The organism is Bradyrhizobium sp. SOJA106, from assembly GCF_059448745.1.
This window is the reverse complement of the sequence record NZ_CM182549.1, coordinates 7164955-7184243: the sequence shown is the minus strand read 5'-3', so window position 1 is coordinate 7184243 and position 19289 is coordinate 7164955. Positions and strand designations below refer to the sequence as shown.

Below are 19289 nucleotides of genomic sequence, written 5' to 3'. Positions count from 1 at the left end.
CCGCGAGGATGATCAGCTATGTCGATCGTTGAAGAAAAGTCTCGTACCTCGGACGCAGCGCGGCGCTTCTTCAGCGATGCGCTGCAGAGCCGGGGCCTATGCAGCAGCGCGTACGTGGCCTTTTGGGTCCCGGCTCAGCGCAGCAACACTCGCGCGTTGCAGCGCGTCCGGGACACGAGAGTGGCAATTGTCGTCAACCACACGGATTCGACGGGGGGCACCGAAGCACCATACCCCAGACATGAGAAAGCGCCCGTGGGGGGCGGGCGCTTTCTGTAGTCGACTTGGGGTTGGGGTCGTCTACATATCCACGTGGCGACTTTGGGGGGCTGGTAAAGAGCCGCGTGAATTCAAAAAACTCGCTAGATCTCCTTATCGAACGAGGGACGCGTTCGAGCTGGTGATAACGACCGGCTTGCCGGCCTTGATGACGCGGGCCGTCTGGGTCAGGCCTTCATCCGAACCCGAGCGTGCCGTGATGCCGAAGCCTGCCACTGCGATCCCTGCGACGAGGGCCACGACCACAATCTTCAGATGGGTCGAGCGATCGGCGCTGTAGATCGAGTGGTTCATGGAAGCCTCCTGCCGCCATCTACCCGAAGTAGTCGCCGGCCAGTTCAGGCAGGTTCATGCTTCCGGTCCCCAACAACGTAGTATTGGAAGGATTCGTTCCCAAGAGGCCATCACAAGAGCGTGACAGCTCGTGAAAGATCGCGATCGAAAACGCGCCGGAATCGTTCGATTATATAATTATTTCAAAGATGTAATGTGCTTATCTGGCGCTCTGTCGACCTCAGGTCGACAAGACGCCAGGAACTTAAAAACCATTTGCCTGTGGCCGAAAAACACACGGCTTCTTAAGGCAAATCAGATGCTTCCGACCGTTTTCAACCTCGCCCTGGGGTGGATTTCGGCCTGCGACAGCACGGTCGTCTGGGCCCGGAACCGCTCCACCAGGGAACGCACGAAGGGACGAATTGCCGCAGAGGTGACCAGCACCGGAGCCTCGCCTTCGCGGGCGGCGCGCTCGAAAGCCTCGCGGACGGCCGTCATGAACTCCGATAGTTTCGAGGGCTGCATCGCGAGGCTGCGCTCCTCGCCCTGGCCGATGATGGATTCGGCGAACGCCTGCTCCCACTTCGCCGACAGCGCGATCAGCGGCAGATAGCCGTTGTAGCTGGTGTTTTGCGCGCAGATCTGCCGCGCCAGGCGGGCGCGGACGTGCTCGACCATGGTCGCGGGGTTGCGCGAGAAGGCGAGCGAGTCGGCAATGCCTTCGAGGATGGTTGAGAGGTCGCGGATCGAGATGCGCTCGGCCAGCAGCAGCTGCAGCACGCGCTGGATGCCGGAGACCGTGACCTGGCCCGGCACGATGTCCTTGACCAGCTCGCTCTGCTCCTTCGGCAGCTCCTTGAGCAGCTTCTGCACCTCGCCGTAGGAGAGCAGGTCCGACATGTTGGCCTTGAGCAGCTCGGTAAGGTGGGTCGAGAGCACGGTCGCGGCGTCGACGACGGTGTAGCCCTTGAGCGAGGCTTCTTCCTTGAGGCTGGCGTCGACCCAGGTCGCCGGCAGGCCGAAGGTCGGCTCGGTGGTGTGAATGCCGGGCACCTGCACTTGGCTGCCGCCGGGGTCCATGACCATGAACTGGTTCGGCCAGATCTTGCCGGTGCCGGCGTCGACCTCCTTGATCTTGATGATGTAGGTGTTGGCTTCGAGCTGGACGTTGTCGAGGATGCGCACCGCCGGCATGACGAAGCCCATCTCGATCGCCAGCGAGCGGCGCAGCGCCTTGATCTGCTCGGTGAGGCGGTCGGTGCCGTCGGGGCCATTGACGAGCGGCAGCAGGGCATAGCCGAGCTCGATCTTGAGATCGTCGATCTTCAGCGCCGCGGAAATCGGCTCCTCGGCTGCAGCAGCGCCCGGCGCGCCGGGCTGACCTGCCGCCGGGGCCGCCTTGGCGGCTTCCTCGGCCTTGACCGTGGTGCGCTTGTGGTTGCGGGCGTGCCAGGCCAGCGCGCCGGCGCCGGCGCCGAGCGCAAGGAACGGGATGGTCGGGATGCCCGGCAGGGCCGCCAGCACCAGCATCACCGCCGAGGACATCGCCAGCGCCTGCGGGTAACCCGAGAACTGTTTCATCAGCGCCTTGTCGGCGGCGCCGGAGACGCCGGCCTTGGAGACGAGCAGACCGGCCGCGGTCGAGACGATCAGCGCCGGCACCTGGGTGACGAGGCCGTCACCGACGGTCAGCAGCGTGTAGCTGCGGCCGGCGTCGGCAAAGGAGAGGCCCTGCTGCGCGACGCCGATGATCATGCCGCCCACGACGTTGATGAAGACGATCAGGAGGCCGGCGATGGCATCGCCGCGGACGAATTTGGAAGCACCGTCCATGGCGCCGAAGAAGCCGCTCTCGTCCTCCAGCTCCTTGCGCCGCTGCTTGGCGACCTTCTCGTCGATCAGGCCGGCGGAGAGATCGGCGTCGATCGCCATCTGCTTGCCGGGCATGGCGTCGAGGTGGAAGCGGGCGGCGACTTCGGCGATGCGGCCCGAGCCCTTGGTGATGACGACGAAATTGACGATGATCAGGATCGCAAAGACGATGATGCCGATGACGAAATTGCCGCCCATCACGAAGCTGCCGAAGGCTTCGATGACGTGACCGGCGGCATCCGTGCCCTCGTGTCCGTGCGACAGGATCAGGCGGGTCGAGGCCATGTTGAGCGACAGGCGCAGCATGGTCGAGATCAGGAGGATGGTCGGGAAGGCCGAGAATTCGAGCGGCGCCTGGATGAACAGCGAGGTCATCAGGATCAGGATCGAGAGCGTGATCGAGATCGCCAAGAACAGGTCCAGAACGATCGAGGGCAGCGGGAGGATCAGCACCACCAGGATGGTGAGGATGCCGAGCGCGAGCGCGATGTCGCCGCGCTTCAGGATACTGACGATCTCGTTGAGGGAGGGTATCCCGGGCCTTGCTGCGCCTACGCCCTGACCCGCGGTGACGTCGACCATGGTAGCTGCCTCCCCGCGCGACCGCCGGCCGCGCGCCCCAAACGTCTGCGCAGCGGCCGAGGGGCCGCCGTTCCGAAAGTGAGGCACCGCACTGGCGTCCACAGGGGATCCCCCGTTCTAACGCGGCCGACGACACTCGACTTCACCCGGCAATTTTTGCCCGGTGTATGGTTAGCAAAGGGTTAACGGAGGGGGCGGGAGGGGGTCTGGGCGGGGGGATTGGAGGCGAGGCGTCATTCCGGGGCGATGGGCAGCATCGAACCCGGAATCTCGAGATTCCAGGTTCGGCTCTTCGAGTCGCCCCGGAATGACAGGCCGCCGCTCTACTTCTTCTCCATCTTCGTCACCGTGTACCCGGCCGGCGCCTCCTCGGCCTCGAAGGTCACCTTGTCGCCGACCTTCACCTGCTTGAGCATCGTGGCGTCTTTGACGCGGTAGACCATGGTCATCGGCTCCTCCATGCCGAGGCTCTTGGCGGGGCCGTGCTTGAGCGTGACCTTGCCGGCGCTCTCGTCGATCTTCTTGACCTCGCCGCTGATGGCGGCGCCGGCCGCCAAGGCTTCAGTGGCAAGACCGACGGTCAGCGCCAGCGCTGCGGCGATGCGGATGATACGGCTCATGGGAGTCTTCCTTTGCGTTACTTCACGGTGACGTGGCCGACCATGCCGTACTCGCGGTGGTCGGGGATGAGACAGGAAAATTCGAACGTACCGGCCTTGGTGAATTTCCAGAGGACCTCGGCGGTCTTGCTTGGTGCGAGGCGCACGCCGTTCGGATCGTCGTGCTCCATGTGCGGATGCTTCTTCATCACCTCGGCATGGGCGAGATTTTCCTTGGTGGTGGCGAGCAGGAATTCATGATCCTCCTTGCCGACATTGCGCAGCACGAAGCGGATCTGCTCGCCGCGTTTGACCTCGATCTTGGCGGGGGTGTAGTCCATCTCGTTCATCAGGATCTCGATGGTGCGCGCGGGCTTCTTGGGATTGCCGGGCTCACCGGCAGAGAAGGACTCATGCCCGTGCTGCTCATGGGCAAAAGCCGGCGCGATCGACAGCGCGGCCAGCGCGAGTGCGAGTTTGATCGTCTTCATCTTGTTCTCCAGTTGATGGGTCATCGAAATCTTCACATCTTCATCTTGCGCGCGGGCGCGCCGGGCTGCCGCGCTGGCTCCGCGGCTGGTGCCGTGACCTCGTAGGCGACGGTGCCTTGCGGGAATTTGTAGGGACCGGGATCGCAGAAATCGTCGCGGGCGAGGTCCTCGCGGATCTTCATCACCGTGAACATGCCACCCATCTCGATCGGCCCGAACTGACCGGTGCCGGTCATCATCGGCAATGTGTTGTCGGGCGCCGGCATCTCCATGTTGCCCATCGCCATGCCGGTGGAGCCCATCGCCATCGCATCCGGCGCCAGCTTGCCGACCGCCCTCGCGAGATCCTTGCGCGACACGCCGATGAGATTGCGCACCTCGTGGCCCATCGCGTTCATGGTGTGATGCGACTTGTGGCAGTGGAACGCCCAGTCGCCGGGATTGTCTGCGAGCACGTCGAACACCCGCACCGCGCCGACCGGGACATCGGTCGTCGTCTCCGGATATTGCGCGCTCTCGGGAATCCAGCCGCCGTCGGTGCAGGTCACCGCAAAGCTGTGGCCGTGCAGATGGATTGGATGGTTGGTCATGCTGAGATTGCCGATGCGCACGCGCACCTTGTCGCCGAGCCGCACTGGCAAGGGATCGATGCCGGGAAACACCCGCGCATTCCAGGTCCACATGTTGAAGTCGGTCATCTCGTTGACCTGCGGCAGATAGGTGCCGGGATCGACGCGATAGGTGCTCATCACGAAGACGAAGTCGCGGTCGACGGGCCGGAAACTTTGGTCACGCGGATGCACGACGATCATGCCCATCATGCCCATCGCCATCTGCACCATCTCGTCGGAATGCGGGTGGTACATGAAGGTGCCGCTCTTCTTCATCTCGAATTCGTAGACGAAGGTTTTTCCCGGCTGGATGTGCGGCTGGGTCAGCCCGCCGACGCCGTCCATGCCGCTGGGAATGATCATGCCGTGCCAGTGCACGGTGGTGTATTCGGGCAGGCGGTTGGTGACGAAGATGCGGACCTTGTCGCCCTCGACCGCCTCGATGGTCGGGCCCGGCGACTGGCCGTTATAGCCCCACAGATTCACCTTCATGCCTTCGGCGAATTCGCGCACCACAGGTTCGGCAACGAGATGGAATTCCTTCCAGTCGCCGTTCATGCGGAACGGCAGCGACCAGCCGTTCAGCGTGACCACGGGGCGATAATCTGGTCCGCTGGTCGGGTGCAGCGGCGGCTGCATGACCACCTTGTCCATGTGCAGGGCCTCCGGAATCGAGGCGGCCTGCACGCGGCCGCTGATGGCCGAAGCGCTGGCAAGCGCGGCGGTGCCCAAAAATCCTCGGCGGGAAAACATGCTGGTCTCCGTCTCAGTGGCCGCCCTCGGCAGGCCCTGCCGCGGCGATGGTGGTTGAATTGGCGCTACCGATCGCAGGTGCGGCGCCGCCGTTGACGGCGGTCTGCAGGTCGGACTGGGCGAGGAAGAATCTCTGCCTGGCATCGATGGCGCCACGCAGTGAGGCCAGGCGCTGCCGCGCCTCGGTCAGCAGCGCGAAGATGTCAACCTGCATGCTGGAGAAGCGGAGCTGCATCTCCTCGGTGATGATCTTTCGCAATGGCAGAATCTCGCGCTGATAGTGACTGGCGATGTCATAGGTCGAGCGATAGACGCGATAGGCATCGCGTGCCTCCGAGCGGACGTTGACGGCACGCTCGGTCAGGCGGTTGAAGGCGAAATTGTAGGTCTCCGCGGCCTGCCGCACCCGCACCTCGCCGCCGTCGAAGATCGGGATCTGGAACTGCACGTCGAAGCCGCGCTCGCGGAACGGTGGCCCCTCCGGATCCTGGGTGCGGCGGGAGATGCCGGCGAGATCGAGCAGGGTCACGAAGCGCGTCGCTTCCGTGAGGTTCAGCGATTTCGCCAGGGCGGTCAGCTCCAGCCGCGCGATCTGCAGATCGATGCGGTGGGCGACCGCGTCGGCTTCGATCGTCGGCAGCGCCTGCGGCCGGCGCGGCAGCGGCGGCAACTGGTTCGGCAAGCGGAAGTCGAGGCCGCCGTCCCATAATCCCATCAGCCGCGCCAGCTTCTCGCGCGCGCTCGTTGCCGTTTGCCGCGCGGTGGCGAGATCGGCGGTGGTTTCGGCATAAAACACCTGCTCGCGAGCCTGGTCGAGCTTGTTGAGCGAGCCGGTCTCGCCAAGTTTCACCGCAAGCTGCGCGGTCGATTCCGCCGTCGCCTTGGCGTCGGTGAGCAGCGCCACCATCTCGTGGCCGGCGACTGCGCCGATGTAAGCGCGGCGGACGTCGGCGGCAAGCCGCAGCGTCGCCAGCGCTGCGCGCAATTGCGCCTGACGGAAACGCTCGCGCGCGATGTCGGAGCGGAAGGGCAGGGTGGCGAGCGCGAGGATGTCGCCGACCACCTGACGCTCGATCTCGCTGGCGCCATCGCCCGAGATCCGCGAGATCGAGAACACGGGATTCGGCGGCAAGCTCTGCTCGACCAGATCGGTCTCGGCCAGCGCCAACTCGTTATAGGCGGCTTGCAGCCCCTTGTTGTTGAGCAACGCGATCTGAACGGCCGCATCTGCGCTGAGCGGCCGCGACAGCAGTTGGCGAACTCGCGCGTCGACCGCACCTGCTCCCTCCGCCGTGCGCACGAAGGCAATGTCCTTGTTGATGGTCTGGCTCGTCAGCTCCGAAACCGTGCCCATGCCGCTGTCGGGCGAGAACACGGCGCAGCCGGAGAGACCGAAGGCAGCAACAACGAGCAGGCCTCGTCCAAAATGGTGTGCCATGACGCGCCTACCGGTCTTGCTTGGGCTGCGGCGCGGCGCTGTCGTTGCGCTCGCGCCATGGGGCCGGCGCTGCCGGCCGGAGGCTGGTGTAGGGCGCGATCGTCGACCGATAGCCGGCGCGCGCGACCTTTGCAGCGGGATCGGCGGGATCCGCGCTCGCAATTTGCGTCGTTGCCGGCATGCAGCCGGACGGCGCCAATGCAGCCAAGACCAGCAGCGGCCAATGGAGTCGAAAGTATCCTCCACGCGCCGCGGATGCGGCGGCGGATCTCGCCCCGGAAAGCGTAAACATGAATCATCCCTGATCTGTCTGGAGACCACAGGTTCGCTCGCGCGGACGCGCGCGGCCTGACGTCGTCGCGAGTCAGATCAGGCGATGGGAGGGCGGTAGTGCCGGGAAGGCGCCGCGCCGTGCAGGCTGGCCATGATCTCGGGCGCGCAGGTCGACATCGGCTGGGCCGGCGTGGCGATGCCGGGCAGCTCGGCCGGCAGCGCGCTGACGCACATCATCGCGCAGCAGGGGCCAACCTGGCCTTTGCCGTCGTGCTGATGCGGAGTGGGGGCGTCGGCGGTCGCCTGGTGATGCGGGTGTGACCCTGCGCGGTCATGCGGCACACCGCCATGCATGATGTGGCCGTCCTGCATCTGATGATGCGCCGTCACGAGATCAGCCAGCACAACGTCGTCACCAAGGCACGGCGCTGGACCAGTACCCCAGGCGAGGCTTGCTGCCGGCGCGAGCACGCAGAACAGATAGGCGAGGGCAATGAGGCGCCCCACCCTGATCCGCATCGATCGTGTCAATCGCAGCAACATTCCGTCGACATGTCCTTCGCGCGGCAGTGTTGCACACGCTGATTGCAAACTAATGGCAAAGCGCGCTTTCGCCAAGCCCTTCTTACCGCAGCGCACCGCGCATGCCCAATATCGCGGCACGCTGCTTGACCGTCAGGCGCTCAGCAAACATGGTTCCGCCCGTGCACGCGCCAAATCACCCAGGACAAAGACCGGCTTCCTTCACCCCTGATTCCCGTCAGGCGTGGATACGGCTGCTGCTCGCGCTCGTGATCGGCTCGATCGGCGGCGTCGGCATGTGGGCGATCGTGGTGATGATTCCCGCGGTGCAGGCCGATTTCGCCGCCACGCGCGGCGCGGTGTCGCTGGCCTTTACGCTGATGATGTTCGGTTTCGGGCTCGGCGGCGTGATCGCCGGCAAGATCACCGACACGTTCGGCATCGTCCCGGCGATGGCGATCAGCATCGCCTTCCTCGGCATCGCCAACACGCTGGCAGGGCTTTCGACGCAGCTCTGGCAGTTCGTTGCGGCCTATTTCCTGATCGGGCTCGGCACGTCCGCGACCTTCGCGCCGCTGATGGCGGAGGCTTCGCACTGGTTCGAGCGCTATCGCGGCCTTGCCGTGACCATCGTCGCCAGCGGCAACTATTTCGCCGGCACGATGTGGCCGCCGCTCGTCAATTGGGGCATGCAGGCGATCGGCTGGCGCACCACTCATATCGGCATCGGTCTCGTCTGCGTGGGGTTGATGACCATCCTGGTGCTGGTCCTGCGCGCGCAGATTGGCAATGACACGGTCCATGACCACGCCAAGGCACCTCCGCCGCGGGTCGATCTCAAGCTCTCGACCAATACGCTGACGGTGCTGCTCTCGATTGCCAGCATCTCCTGCTGCGTCGCCATGGCGATGCCGCAGGTCCATATCGTCGCCTATTGCGGCGACCTCGGCTATGGCGTGGCGCGCGGCGCCGAGATGCTGTCCTTGATGATGGCCTGCGGCATCGTCAGCCGCATCGGCTCGGGTTATCTCGCCGACAAGATCGGCGGCATTCGCACGCTGCTGGTGGGATCGCTGGCGCAGGGTTTTGCGCTGGTGTTTTACCTGTTCTTCGACAGCCTCGCCTCGCTCTACATCATCTCGGCGATGTTCGGCCTGTTCCAGGGCGGCATCGTGCCGAGCTATGCCATCATCGTGCGCGAGGCGATGCCGGCGAGCGAAGCCGCCACCCGGGTCGGTATCGTGATCTTCGCCTCGGTGTTCGGCATGTCCTTCGGTGGCTGGGTGTCGGGCGTGATCTTCGACGCCACGGGCTCGTATGCCGCGGCGTTCGCGAACGGCGTGGCGTGGAATGCCCTGAACATCGGCATCGTCCTGCTGCTGCTGATCCGCTCGCGCATGAACGCGGTCAACACCGGCTTTGCCACTTAGGCTTCCTGCCCCACCTTCAGCAGCGAGCAGCCGGTGATCTTGTAGCTGCCGTCGGCCTGTTGCTCGAGCGTGTAGAGCGCTTCCCAGCCGCTATCGCTTCCGTTTCACCGCCGGCTTCGCGGGCTTGGCCGCACTGCGCGCCCTAGTCTTGGTGGAGGTCTGCACCCGCAGCCCGTCCACGAACACATCAAGCATCCGCAGCACCGAGGATTGCCAGCCGGGCTGGTCGTGCATGTAGCACATGCCGAAGAACGCGCGCAGCAAGTCCTCGGGACTGATGTCGGCGCGCATCTCGCAGGCCGCGACTGCGCGGTCGAGCAGCGAGCCGATGGCCTTCGTCAGCCGATCGAACGAGAATGCGTGCAGCTCGGAACCGCTCTGCACCGCAAGCGCGAGCGCTGCCACCATGCCCTTCTTGGTGGCGACGAATTCGACACCTGAGCGCAGCCAGCGCCGGAGCGCATCGACCGGATCCTTGGCATTCTTGAGCTGCTCGGCAAGTTCGCTGAGCTGCTCGACCTCGCGCCGGTACACCGCCTCGAACAGATCCTCGCGTGTCGGGAAATGCCGGTAGAGCGTGCCGATGCCGACGCCGGCGCGCTTGGCCACCGCTTCCAGGCTGGCTTCCGGTCCGCCCGCATTGAACACGACCTTGGCCGCCTCGAGCACGCGCTCGCGATTGCGCACGGCATCGGCGCGAGGCTTGCGGGTATGGTCGGTGTGGTCGTCCATATCAGGCAATGTAGATCACGAATTGGTTAGATTGAACCCTCGGCTCGCTGCATCGCGTTGTACGCGCATGGAGTTTTGAGGATTTCCAATATTTTTTGGCGGCCCTTGTTAAGCGGAGGATGCCTCCGTATCTTCGCTGGGATGTTGGCCGCGTTTTCCCCGGCCACGCGATATCGACGGCGGCCACGGCGGTGGTGCGCCGAGCGATGAGCCATGTCCATATCTGATCGGAGCCTTGTATGAACCACTCCATCAGCCTCACCGTGAACGGTGCGCGGCGCGACTTCGTCCTCGACGATCCGCGCGTCACGCTGCTCGATCTCCTGCGTGAGCGCCTCCATGTCACCGGCACCAAGAAGGGATGCGACCGCGGCCAATGCGGCGCCTGCACCATTCTGATCGACGGCAAGCGCATCAATTCCTGCCTCGCGCTCGCCATCAGCCACGACGGCGCCGACGTCCTCACCATCGAAGGCGTCGCGCACGGAGACCAGCTTCACCCTGTACAGGCCGCCTTCATCGCCCATGACGGCTTCCAGTGCGGCTTCTGCACGCCCGGGCAGATCATGAGCGCGATCGGCATGATGCAGGAGGCGCAGGCCGGCAACGATCCCGAACGCATCCGCGAATGCATGAGCGGCAATCTCTGCCGCTGCGGCGCCTATGCCGGCATCGTCGATGCCGTGCTGGAGGCGCAGGCCGGCATGGATGAATCCAACCAGAGGCGCTCCGCATGAAACAGTTCGATTATGTCAGGCCGGCCACGGTCGCTGAGGCCGTTGCCGCCGCCGCCCAGCCGGGGGCTGTCTATCTTGCCGCCGGCACCAATCTTCTCGATCTGATGAAGGGCGGTGTCAGCCGTCCGGATCGCCTGGTCGACGTCACGCATCTCGGCGGGCTCGATCAGATCGAGCGTCTTGCCGATGGATCATTGCGCATCGGCGCGCTGGTCAGCAATGCCGATCTCGCGCATGCCCCGGAGTTCGCGCGGTCCTATCCTGCCGTGGCGGAAGCGCTGCTCTCCGGCGCCTCGGCGCAGCTGCGCAATGCCGCGACCGTCGGTGGCAATCTGCTGCAACGGACGCGCTGTGCGTATTTTTACGACACCGCCAGCCGCTGCAACAAGCGCGAGGCGGGCTCCGGCTGCGATGCCCGCGACGGCGAGAACCGCGGCCATGCCGTGCTCGGCTGGAGCGAGAGCTGCATCGCCACGCACCCGTCCGATTTCTGTGTGCCCCTGGTTGCGCTCGATGCTGTCGTCGAGATCGAGGGCAGGAACGGCCCCCGCGAGATCGCCCTCGACGAGCTGCATCGTCTGCCCGGCAACACGCCTGAGCGTGAATCGGCGCTGGAGCCCGGCGATCTCATCGTTGCCGTTCGTTTGCCGCCTGCGGCGCGCAGCTTCGCAACGCATGCGCGTTATCTCAAGGTTCGCGAGCGCACCTCCTATGCTTTTGCCGTCGTCTCAGCTGCGGCTGCGCTGCGGATCGACAACGGCAAGATCGCCGAGGCGCGGCTTGCGCTCGGCGGCGTCGCCGCAAAGCCCTGGCGCGCCCGCGCCGCAGAAGACGTTCTCAGGAACGTCGCGCCCACGGCCGACGCCTTCCAGGAAGCCGCCTGGCGCGCGCTCACCGACGCAAAACCGTCCGGCGACAACGGCTTCAAGATCGAGCTCGCACGCCGCATCCTGGTCCGCGCGCTGACCCTTGCGGCCGCGGGGACGCCCGCGCGTATTCCCGCACTGCCGGCCTCACCCTTTGCCTCCATGTCCGGAGCCATCCATGCCTGAGCTCAATCTCACCAGCGCTCCCGCCCATCTGCGCCACGGCTCGAACATCGGCCAGCCGCTGACCCGCCGCGACGGCGTGCTCAAAGTCACCGGCCGTGCCACCTATGCCGCCGACAATCATCCACCCGGCATGCTGTTCGCGGTGATGGCAGTTGCCAGCATCGCGCACGGCCGGGTCACCTCGCTCGATGTCGCCGCCGCAAAACGTCATCCCGGCGTGGTCGACGTCATGACGCCGGACCACAAACCGCAGCTCGCGATCGATCCGGAGATCAAGACCAATCCGTTCGTGTTCCGGATGGAGGTGTTGCAGAGCAATGAGGTCCGCTACGCCAACCAGCCGATCGCTGTCGTGATCGCGCAAACGCTGGAAGCCGCCACCGAAGGCGCCGCATTGCTTGCGCCGCGCTACGAGACGCTGCCCGCTTTGATCGGCCTCGATGCCGGCGAAAGTTATGTGCCGCCGGTCGTTGGCGTCGGCAATCCCACGGAAAGCCACCGCGGCGATGTCAAGGCGGGGTTTGCCGCGGCCGAGAAGCAGATCGACGCGACCTACGAGACGCCGCCGCAATATCACAACGCGATGGAACCGCACGCGATCGTCGCGCACTGGGACGGCGACCATCTCCGGATCGACATGCCGACCCAGGGTCTCATGCTGTCCTTGGCACGCGTCGCCGAGCTGTTCGGCCTTGCACATGACAAGATCCACATCCGCAGTCCGTTCCTTGGCGGTGGCTTTGGCTCGAAGGGGCTGATGGCCGGCCCCCCGGTTCTCGGCATCATGGCGGCCAAGCTCGTCGGCAAGCCGGTCAAGCTGGTGCTGCGCCGCGAGCAGATGTATGGGCCGGTTGGCCACCGCGCGCCGACGCGGCAGCGCCTGCGCATCGGCACCGACGGCGATGGGCGCCTGACCGCGCTCGATCATCACGCCAGGACCGTGTCGAGCACGTTCGACGATTTCTACGAGCCGGCGGCTGATGCTTCGCATACGCTCTACGCGAGCCCGGCAATCCGCACCTCGCACGATGCCGTGCGCGTCAACACCGGCACGCCGCTGTTCATGCGTGCGCCGGGGGAAGCGACCGGCTCGATCGCGCTCGAAAGCGCGATCGACGAGATGGCCTGGGCCTGCGGCATCGATCCGCTCGCCTTCCGCCTGAAGAACTATGCCGAGGTCGAGCCGATGACGGGGCGACCCTTCTCCTCGAAGGCGCTGCGGGCCTGCTACGAGCAGGGCGCGACGCGCTTCGGCTGGGCCAAACGCTCGCTCCAGCCGCGGCAGATGCGCGACGATGCCGGCCTGCTGGTCGGCTGGGGCATGGGCACCGCGACCTTCCCGGCGCTGATGTTCCAGGCCGAGGCGCGCGCTGTGATCCGCCGCGATGGTAGCGGCGCGATGGAGATTGGTGCGCATGACATGGGGCAGGGCGCCTGGACGGCCCTCGCCCAGATCGCGGCCGATGCCGTCGGCCTCGACATCGACCGTGTCGACTTCAAGGCCGGCACATCCGACCTGCCTGATGCCGGCATCGCCGGCGGCTCGGCCCATACGGCGACCGCAGGTGCCGCGATCCACAGCGCCGGCGCGGCCGTGATCGCAAAGCTCGCCGATCTCGCGACTGGCGACGAGCGCTCGCCGCTATTCGGTGCCGGCAATGCCGGCGTCATCGCACGGGACGGCAGGCTGGTCCGCCGCGACGACGAGAGCCGCAGTGAGAGCTACGTCGAGATCCTCGCGCGCGCCGGCGTCGCTGAGGTCGAGGCGCGCGGCACCGGCGCGCCGAACCCTGCGGCGATGCAGGAATATGCGATGCATGCCCACGGCGCGGTGTTCGCGGAGGTGAAGGTCGATCCCGAGCTCGGCCAGGTCCGCGTCACCCGCATGGTCGGCGCCTTCGCTGCGGGACGCATCGTCAATCCGCACCTGGTGAAGAGCCAGCTGTTCGGCGGCATGATCTGGGGGCTGTCCTTTGCACTGCACGAGGAGGCCATCACCGATCGCCGCAGCGGGCGGATCATGAATGCCAATCTCGGCGAGTACCACATTCCGGTGAATGCCGACGTGCCGCCGCTCGACGTGATCACGGTCGAGGAGCACGATCCGCATGTGAATGCGCTCGGCATCAAGGGTGTCGGCGAAATCGGCATCACCGGCAGTGCCGGCGCCATTGCCAACGCCGTCTGGCATGCGACCGGCGTGCGTGTCCGTCGCTTTCCGATCAAGATCGAGGCATTGCTGACGCCGCGTTGAAGCAAGAAGGCGGGGCGAGATCGTCTCGCTCCGCCGCGCACCTTAATGCAGCTTCTTGCGAAGCGCCTTCAGCGCCTGTCGCTGCGTCTCGATGTGGTCGGCGATCGCCTTGCGCAGCTCCTGCGAATGAAGCTTGTCGGCATCGCGCTGCACTTCGTCGAGCGTAGCCTCTGCATTGGTGGGCGTGATCTTCATCTGCGAGCCCGGTTATGAAGCGGCGCCGCAATGTCTCTCGGCGACGGCTCGCATCATATAGAGGAGTGACCCTGCGGAAATTGAGATGCCTCAAGCTCCGTAAGACACCGGGGCATCGCGTAGGATCCCGGGTGACGTTGGTGTACGTCAGAACGTCGGCGGCGTGCAGGCCGAGATCACTTCGCACGGCTTGCCCCCGACACAGCGAAAGCGATGCGGGCGGCGGCTCTCGAAATAATAGGCGTCGCCGGGATTGAGGATGCGGCGCTCGTCCTCGACGGTGACTTCGAGCTTCCCTGAGATCACGATGCCGCCTTCCTCGCCGTCATGGACGAGGTGCACGCGCCCGGTGTCGCTGCCGGGCTCGTAACGTTCCTTCAGGATCTGCAGGCTGCGGCCGAACAGATTGTCGCCGACCTGCCGATACGAGATTGGCTTCTTGCCGACCTCGGTGAGCTCCTCGGCGCGGTAGAAGATCTTGCGCCTGGACTCCGGCTCCAGCGCGAAGAACTCGGCGAGCCCCATCGGGATGCCGTCGAGGATGCGCTTGAGCGCGCCCACCGAAGGGTTCATCTGGTTGGATTCGATCAGCGAGATGGTCGAATTGGTGACGCCGGCCCGTTTGGCCAGCTCGCGCTGCGACAGCTTGTGGCGCGCCCGGATGAATCGCAGCCGTCCACCGATGTCGACGCTCATGCCCTGGTCCCGTGTTGCAGGTGTTGCGGATCGCGCAAATATGGACCGGCTGCCCCAGCGAAATCAATGGCTTGCAGGTCACCAGAAAAGGACTTGTTGCGCTATCGAAGCCGTGGCTCTGCTAGCAGGTCAGCAAAGGAGCGCGGCCGTGACCCTTCATCAGATTCCGAACACTATCAAGACCGACTCGTTCTGGATGCCGTTCACGGCCAACCGGCAGTTCAAGAAGGCGCCGCGCCTGTTCTCCTCGGCCGAGGGGATGCACTACACCACTGTCGACGGCCGCAAGGTGATCGATGGCTCCGCCGGCCTGTGGTGCGTCAACGCCGGTCACGGCCGCAAGCAGATTGCGGCTGCGGTCGAGCGGCAGCTGATGACGCTGGACTTCGCGCCGACCTTCCAGATGGGCCACCCGCTGGCGTTCGATTTCGCCGAGCGGCTCGCCGACATCGCGCCGAAGGGCCTTGACCGCGTCTTCTTCACCAACTCCGGCTCCGAGTCGGTCGACACGGCGCTGAAGATCGCGCTGGCCTATCACCGCGCCAACGGCCAGTCGAGCCGCACCCGCCTGATCGGCCGCGAGCGCGGCTATCACGGCGTCGGTTTCGGCGGCACCTCGGTCGGCGGCATGGTCGCCAACCGCCGCGCCTTCGCGACCCTGCTGCCCGGCGTCGACCACATCCGCCACACCCATGATCTCTCCCGCAACGCCTTTGCCAAGGACCAGCCCGAGCACGGCGCCGAGCTGGCCGACGATCTCGAGCGTCTGGTCGGCCTGCACGGCGCCGAGACCATCGCCGCCGTCATCGTCGAGCCGGTGCCGGGCTCGACCGCGGTGCTGCCGCCGCCGAAGGGTTATCTGCAGCGTCTGCGCGAGATCTGCGACAAGCACGGCATCCTCCTGATCTTCGACGAGGTCATCACCGGCTTCGGCCGCCTCGGCACGCCATTCGCCGCCAACTTCTTCGGCGTCACGCCGGACCTGATGACGACCGCCAAGGGCATCACCAACGGCACGATTCCCTGCGGCGCGGTGTTCGCGAGCCGCAAGGTGCATGACGGCATGATGGTCGGCCCCGAGAACCAGATGGAGCTGTTCCACGGCTACACCTATTCGGCGCATCCGACTGCCTGCGCCGCGGGTATCGCCACGCTCGACATCTACAAGGACGAGGGCTTGCTCACGCGCGGAGCGACGATGGCCGAATACTGGCGCGATGCGCTGCATTCGCTGAAGGGGTTGCCGAACGTCGTCGACATCCGCAATTGCGGCCTGATGGGCGCGGTCGAGCTCGCGCCGCGCGACGGTGTCGTCGGCGCGCGCGGCTATGACGTGATGGTCGACTGCTTCAACACCGGCCTTTACCTGCGCATGAGCGGCGACAGCTTCGCGATGTCGCCTCCGCTCATCGTCGAGAAGAGCCACATCGACCAGATCGTCTCGATCCTCGGCGACGCCATCAAGAAGGTGGCCTGATAATTGCTCTTGCCGCTGTGGAGTTTTATCTTGCAGCGGCGAGCGTGATGCCGCGGGAGTTTGACCAAGCGTGAAAGTTCTGATCCTCGGCAGCGGCGTCATCGGTGTCACCTCTGCTTACTACCTCGCACGTGCCGGCCACGAAGTGACGGTCGTCGACCGTCAACCCGAACCGGCGCTGGAGACTTCGTTTGCCAATGCCGGCGAGGTGTCGCCCGGCTATTCCTCGCCGTGGGCCGGCCCCGGCGTGCCGGTGAAGGCGGTCAAGTGGCTGTTGATGAAGCACGGTCCGCTGGTGATCCGGCCGAAGCTCGATCCCGTCATGTGGGTCTGGCTGCTGAAGATGCTGCGCAACTGCACCAGCGCGCGTTACGCGGTCAACAAGAGCCGGATGATCCCGATCGCGGAATACAGTCGCGATTCCCTGCGCGATCTGCGCCGCGACATCGGCATTCAATATGACGAGCGCTCGAAAGGTACGCTCCAGCTGTTCCGTTACCAGGCGCAGCTCGACGGAACGGCTGAGGACATCGCCGTGCTCAAGCAATATGGCGTTCCCTTCGAGGTGCTGAGCCGCGAAGGCTGTATCGCCGTCGAGCCGGCGCTCGCTGGCGTGAAGGAAAAGTTCGCCGGCGGGCTTCGCCTGCCGCAGGACGAGACCGGCGATTGCCACATGTTCACGCAGGCGCTGGCCACGCATGCGGCGGCGCTCGGCGTGCGCTTCATGTTCAACACCAGCATCGACCGCATCGTTACAGACAGCGGACGCGTCAGCGGTGTCGCGACCAGCGCGGGGATGCTGCAGGCCGACGCTTATGTGCTCGCGCTCGGCAGCTGGTCGTCACGGCTCGCTGCGCCGCTCGGGATCTCGCTTCCGGTCTATCCGGTGAAGGGCTATTCGATCACGGTGCCGATCAAGGACGCCTCCGGCGCGCCGGAATCGACCGTGATGGACGAGAGCTACAAGGTCGCGATCACCCGCCTCGGCAACCGCATCCGCGTCGGCGGCACCGCCGAAATCTCCGGCTATTCGAGCAAGCTGTACGACGCGCGCCGCGCCACGCTCGATCATTCCTTGACCGACCTGTTCCCGCGCGGCGGCGATGATCTCTCCAAAGCGACCTTCTGGAGCGGCCTGCGTCCGATGACGCCGGACGGCCCGCCCGTGATCGGCCCGACGCAATACGCCAACCTCCATCTGAACACCGGCCACGGCACGCTCGGTTGGACCATGTCCTGCGGTTCTGGGCGCGTGCTCGCGGACATGCTGTCCGGCAAGAAGCCGGAGATCGATGTAAGTTCGCTGACGGTGGAGCGGTACAAGCATCGCTTTGGGTGATTGACGCTGTCATTCCGGGCGGCTCGTAAGAGCCGAACCCGGAATCTCGAGATTCCGGGTTCGATGCTTTGCATCGCCCAAGGAATGACGTGCAATCTACCCCGCCCCCGTCACGCAATTCACCCACAGCACCACGGCCTTCGCATCATTCGCCGGGTTCGAGAACCGGTGCGGCCTGCGGCTCGCAAATCTAAAACTGTCGCCGGTCTTCAGCGACCATGTCTCGCTGTCCACCGTCAGCATCATCTCGCCGTCGAGCACGAGACCTGCCTCTTCGCCGTCATGGGTGTAGAGCTCGTCGCCGGTGGAGCCGCCGGGCTCCAGATGCACCAGGAACAGGTTGAGCTTGTTGTCCGCGCTCGCCGGGCTCAACAATTGTTTTGAGACGCCGGTGCGCCAGAGCTTCAGCTCGGGCCGCTGCAACCCGCGCGTCACCACCTGATCCGATGCGCCGTCGGCGCTCGGGCTGGCGCCGAACAGCGCGGCGATGCCGACACCGAGCACGTCGGCAATCGTTGCCAGCACGCGCAGCGACGGCGACGACAGGCCGCGCTCGATCTGGCTGAGGAAGCCGATAGAGAGATCCGTGCGCGAAGCGACCGTTTCCAGCGAGAATTGCCTGACGCGGCGGAGATCGCGGATGCGGCGGCCGACTGCGACGTCCATCGCCGGCTCAGCCGATTTGATGCTGGCCTTCGTCCTGGCCTTCTTCACCGGCTTTGCGGCGGCCGGTCTGCGCATTCTTTTGCCACCGCTCACGTCAAACCGCTTCCTTCATGTGCATGAAAACCGCTTGCATCGTCCGCGAAAGTGTGACCAAAATTTCATATTGGTGAAAATAGGCCGAAACGGCTTGGCCCGCAACGTCTGATCACGACCTGCGCGATCGCCGTCATCGGCCGAGCCCAAAGGGGATGCCATGAAGCGTTTTTGTCTAGCCGCGGTCGCGGCACTCGTAATTGCAGCGGCGACGCCGGCTTCGGCGCAGCAGGTGCTCAAGGTCGGCTCGACACCGACTGGCATTCCCTTCACCTTCCTCGACACCAAGACCAACACGATCCAGGGCATCATGGTCGATCTCGTCACCGAAATCGGCAAGGATGCCGGCTTCAACGTGCTGATCGAGCCGATGCAGTTCTCGGCCCTGATCCCGTCGCTGACCTCGAGCAAGATCGACATCATCGCCGCCGCGATGTTCATCACCGCGCCGCGCAAGGAAGTCGTCGATTTCTCCGACCCGATCTACACCTATGGCGAAGGCCTCGTTGTGCCGAAGAGCGACACCAAGGCCTATGCGACGCAGGACGACCTGAAGGGCGAGACGGTCGGCGCGCAGGTCGGCACCGCTTTCGTCGACGCACTGAAGAAGACCGGCCTGTTCGCCGAGGTCAAGGTCTACGACACCATTCCCGACATCCTGCGCGACGTGAACACCGGCCGCCTGAAGGCTGGCTATGCCGATTATCCCATCCTCGCCTACAATCTGAAGCAGGGCGGCTTCCCCGAGGTGCGGCTCGTCGACGGCTACAAGCCCGTCACTGTCGGCTCGGTCGGCATCGGCGTCCGCAAGGGCGAGGCCGCGCTACTCGGCAAGATCAACGCCTCGCTCGCCAAGTTGAAGGCCAACGGCACCATCGACAAGATCCTCGATAAATGGGGCCTGAAGGCTCAAGGCTGATAG

19 protein-coding genes and 1 pseudogene are annotated in these 19289 nt (G+C 65.1%); 7 read left to right on the top strand and 13 right to left on the bottom strand.

Annotation, left to right across the window (positions count from 1 at the left end; translation table 11 throughout):
* Positions 1 to 372: 372 nt before the first annotated feature.
* From AC5V87_RS33860 to AC5V87_RS33825, 8 genes are all read right to left on the bottom strand, one after another.
* On the bottom strand, positions 373 to 573 hold the full coding sequence (locus tag AC5V87_RS33860; protein ID WP_092193413.1) for a hypothetical protein: 201 nt from the start codon (positions 571 to 573) through the stop codon (positions 373 to 375).
* Between the two features lie 294 nt (positions 574 to 867).
* Positions 868 to 3009 (bottom strand): flagellar biosynthesis protein FlhA, encoded by a 2142-nt coding sequence (flhA, locus tag AC5V87_RS33855; protein WP_456842775.1) that lies wholly within the window; start codon positions 3007 to 3009, stop codon positions 868 to 870.
* Between the two features lie 323 nt (positions 3010 to 3332).
* Positions 3333 to 3629, bottom strand: coding sequence for a copper-binding protein (locus AC5V87_RS33850; RefSeq protein WP_456842776.1), 297 nt, complete (start codon positions 3627 to 3629; stop codon positions 3333 to 3335).
* A gap of 17 nt (positions 3630 to 3646) precedes the next feature.
* Positions 3647 to 4099: a cupredoxin domain-containing protein gene (locus tag AC5V87_RS33845; RefSeq protein ID WP_456842777.1), complete on the bottom strand. Its 453-nt coding sequence runs from the start codon at positions 4097 to 4099 to the stop codon at positions 3647 to 3649.
* 32 nt (positions 4100 to 4131) lie between these two features.
* Positions 4132 to 5463 carry a multicopper oxidase family protein gene (locus tag AC5V87_RS33840; RefSeq protein WP_456842778.1) on the bottom strand — a complete coding sequence of 444 codons (1332 nt, stop codon included), beginning with the start codon at positions 5461 to 5463 and terminating at the stop codon, positions 4132 to 4134.
* 13 nt (positions 5464 to 5476) lie between these two features.
* On the bottom strand, positions 5477 to 6901 hold the full coding sequence (locus tag AC5V87_RS33835) for a TolC family protein (protein WP_495369094.1): 1425 nt from the start codon (positions 6899 to 6901) through the stop codon (positions 5477 to 5479).
* 7 nt (positions 6902 to 6908) lie between these two features.
* Positions 6909 to 7193, bottom strand: a complete 285-nt coding sequence (locus tag AC5V87_RS33830) for a hypothetical protein (RefSeq protein ID WP_456842779.1) — start codon at positions 7191 to 7193, stop codon at positions 6909 to 6911.
* 77 nt (positions 7194 to 7270) lie between these two features.
* Complete coding sequence (locus tag AC5V87_RS33825) at positions 7271 to 7693, bottom strand: hypothetical protein (protein ID WP_495369093.1); 423 nt, start codon at positions 7691 to 7693, stop codon at positions 7271 to 7273.
* Positions 7694 to 7866: 173 nt separating this feature from the next.
* Between AC5V87_RS33825 and AC5V87_RS33820 the strand changes: the two genes are divergently transcribed.
* Complete coding sequence (locus AC5V87_RS33820) at positions 7867 to 9126, top strand: MFS transporter (RefSeq protein WP_495369092.1); 1260 nt, start codon at positions 7867 to 7869, stop codon at positions 9124 to 9126.
* Here the strand turns inward: AC5V87_RS33820 and AC5V87_RS33815 are convergent.
* A pseudogene (locus AC5V87_RS33815) lies at positions 9123 to 9215 on the bottom strand (DUF4864 domain-containing protein); the annotation flags it as partial. The gene AC5V87_RS33820 and the pseudogene AC5V87_RS33815 sit on opposite strands and share 4 nt — an antisense overlap.
* 1 nt (position 9216) lies before the next feature.
* Positions 9217 to 9858, bottom strand: a complete 642-nt coding sequence (locus AC5V87_RS33810) for a TetR/AcrR family transcriptional regulator (RefSeq protein ID WP_456843544.1) — start codon at positions 9856 to 9858, stop codon at positions 9217 to 9219.
* A 239-nt stretch (positions 9859 to 10097) separates the two neighbouring features.
* Between AC5V87_RS33810 and AC5V87_RS33805 the strand changes: the two genes are divergently transcribed.
* The 3 genes from AC5V87_RS33805 to AC5V87_RS33795 are packed head-to-tail and all read left to right on the top strand — an operon-like array spanning position 10098 to position 13901.
* A complete protein-coding gene (locus AC5V87_RS33805) occupies positions 10098 to 10595 on the top strand; it encodes a (2Fe-2S)-binding protein (protein ID WP_456842782.1) in 498 nt (165 codons plus the stop codon).
* Complete coding sequence (locus tag AC5V87_RS33800) at positions 10592 to 11647, top strand: FAD binding domain-containing protein (RefSeq protein WP_456842783.1); 1056 nt, start codon at positions 10592 to 10594, stop codon at positions 11645 to 11647. The genes AC5V87_RS33805 and AC5V87_RS33800 overlap by 4 nt, the downstream gene beginning before the upstream one ends.
* Complete coding sequence (locus AC5V87_RS33795) at positions 11640 to 13901, top strand: xanthine dehydrogenase family protein molybdopterin-binding subunit (RefSeq protein ID WP_456842784.1); 2262 nt, start codon at positions 11640 to 11642, stop codon at positions 13899 to 13901. Before AC5V87_RS33800 ends, AC5V87_RS33795 begins: the two co-directional genes overlap by 8 nt.
* 42 nt (positions 13902 to 13943) lie before the next feature.
* On the opposite strand, the gene AC5V87_RS33790 is transcribed toward AC5V87_RS33795, so the two are convergent.
* A complete protein-coding gene (locus tag AC5V87_RS33790; protein ID WP_495369091.1) occupies positions 13944 to 14096 on the bottom strand; it encodes a hypothetical protein in 153 nt (50 codons plus the stop codon).
* 147 nt (positions 14097 to 14243) lie between these two features.
* A complete protein-coding gene (locus AC5V87_RS33785; RefSeq protein WP_018646206.1) occupies positions 14244 to 14792 on the bottom strand; it encodes a cupin domain-containing protein in 549 nt (182 codons plus the stop codon).
* Positions 14793 to 14940: 148 nt separating this feature from the next.
* Between AC5V87_RS33785 and aptA the strand changes: the two genes are divergently transcribed.
* Together aptA and AC5V87_RS33775 are read left to right on the top strand one after the other, a co-directional pair.
* A complete protein-coding gene (aptA, locus tag AC5V87_RS33780) occupies positions 14941 to 16269 on the top strand; it encodes an omega-aminotransferase AptA (protein ID WP_456842786.1) in 1329 nt (442 codons plus the stop codon).
* A 70-nt stretch (positions 16270 to 16339) separates the two neighbouring features.
* Complete coding sequence (locus AC5V87_RS33775) at positions 16340 to 17608, top strand: D-amino acid dehydrogenase (RefSeq protein WP_456842787.1); 1269 nt, start codon at positions 16340 to 16342, stop codon at positions 17606 to 17608.
* Between the two features lie 96 nt (positions 17609 to 17704).
* Here AC5V87_RS33775 and AC5V87_RS33770 read toward each other — a convergent pair whose 3' ends face one another.
* Positions 17705 to 18349, bottom strand: a complete 645-nt coding sequence (locus AC5V87_RS33770) for a helix-turn-helix domain-containing protein (protein ID WP_456842788.1) — start codon at positions 18347 to 18349, stop codon at positions 17705 to 17707.
* 178 nt (positions 18350 to 18527) lie between these two features.
* Here AC5V87_RS33770 and AC5V87_RS33765 point away from each other — a divergent pair, with 178 nt between their 5' ends.
* Entirely contained in the window at positions 18528 to 19286 is a 759-nt protein-coding gene (locus AC5V87_RS33765) for an ABC transporter substrate-binding protein (RefSeq protein WP_456842789.1), read from the top strand.
* Positions 19287 to 19289: the final 3 nt, after the last annotated feature.

Excerpts from the sequence above, each read along its gene's own strand:
- AC5V87_RS33795 (WP_456842784.1), top strand. The coding sequence starts at position 11,640 with ATGCCTGAGCTCAATCTCACCAGCGCTCCCGCCCATCTGCGCCACGGC.
- AC5V87_RS33845 (WP_456842777.1), bottom strand. The coding sequence starts at position 4,099 with ATGAAGACGATCAAACTCGCACTCGCGCTGGCCGCGCTGTCGATCGCG.
- AC5V87_RS33835 (WP_495369094.1), bottom strand. The coding sequence starts at position 6,901 with ATGGCACACCATTTTGGACGAGGCCTGCTCGTTGTTGCTGCCTTCGGT.
- AC5V87_RS33820 (WP_495369092.1), top strand. The coding sequence starts at position 7,867 with ATGGTTCCGCCCGTGCACGCGCCAAATCACCCAGGACAAAGACCGGCT.
- AC5V87_RS33805 (WP_456842782.1), top strand. The coding sequence starts at position 10,098 with ATGAACCACTCCATCAGCCTCACCGTGAACGGTGCGCGGCGCGACTTC.
- flhA (WP_456842775.1), bottom strand. The coding sequence starts at position 3,009 with ATGGTCGACGTCACCGCGGGTCAGGGCGTAGGCGCAGCAAGGCCCGGG.
- AC5V87_RS33825 (WP_495369093.1), bottom strand. The coding sequence starts at position 7,693 with ATGCGGATCAGGGTGGGGCGCCTCATTGCCCTCGCCTATCTGTTCTGC.
- AC5V87_RS33860 (WP_092193413.1), bottom strand. The coding sequence starts at position 573 with ATGAACCACTCGATCTACAGCGCCGATCGCTCGACCCATCTGAAGATT.
- AC5V87_RS33840 (WP_456842778.1), bottom strand. The coding sequence starts at position 5,463 with ATGTTTTCCCGCCGAGGATTTTTGGGCACCGCCGCGCTTGCCAGCGCT.
- AC5V87_RS33830 (WP_456842779.1), bottom strand. The coding sequence starts at position 7,193 with ATGTTTACGCTTTCCGGGGCGAGATCCGCCGCCGCATCCGCGGCGCGT.
- AC5V87_RS33800 (WP_456842783.1), top strand. The coding sequence starts at position 10,592 with ATGAAACAGTTCGATTATGTCAGGCCGGCCACGGTCGCTGAGGCCGTT.
- AC5V87_RS33850 (WP_456842776.1), bottom strand. The coding sequence starts at position 3,629 with ATGAGCCGTATCATCCGCATCGCCGCAGCGCTGGCGCTGACCGTCGGT.
- AC5V87_RS33810 (WP_456843544.1), bottom strand. The coding sequence starts at position 9,858 with ATGGACGACCACACCGACCATACCCGCAAGCCTCGCGCCGATGCCGTG.
- AC5V87_RS33770 (WP_456842788.1), bottom strand. The coding sequence starts at position 18,349 with ATGCGCAGACCGGCCGCCGCAAAGCCGGTGAAGAAGGCCAGGACGAAG.
- AC5V87_RS33785 (WP_018646206.1), bottom strand. The coding sequence starts at position 14,792 with ATGAGCGTCGACATCGGTGGACGGCTGCGATTCATCCGGGCGCGCCAC.
- AC5V87_RS33790 (WP_495369091.1), bottom strand. The coding sequence starts at position 14,096 with ATGAAGATCACGCCCACCAATGCAGAGGCTACGCTCGACGAAGTGCAG.
- AC5V87_RS33765 (WP_456842789.1), top strand. The coding sequence starts at position 18,528 with ATGAAGCGTTTTTGTCTAGCCGCGGTCGCGGCACTCGTAATTGCAGCG.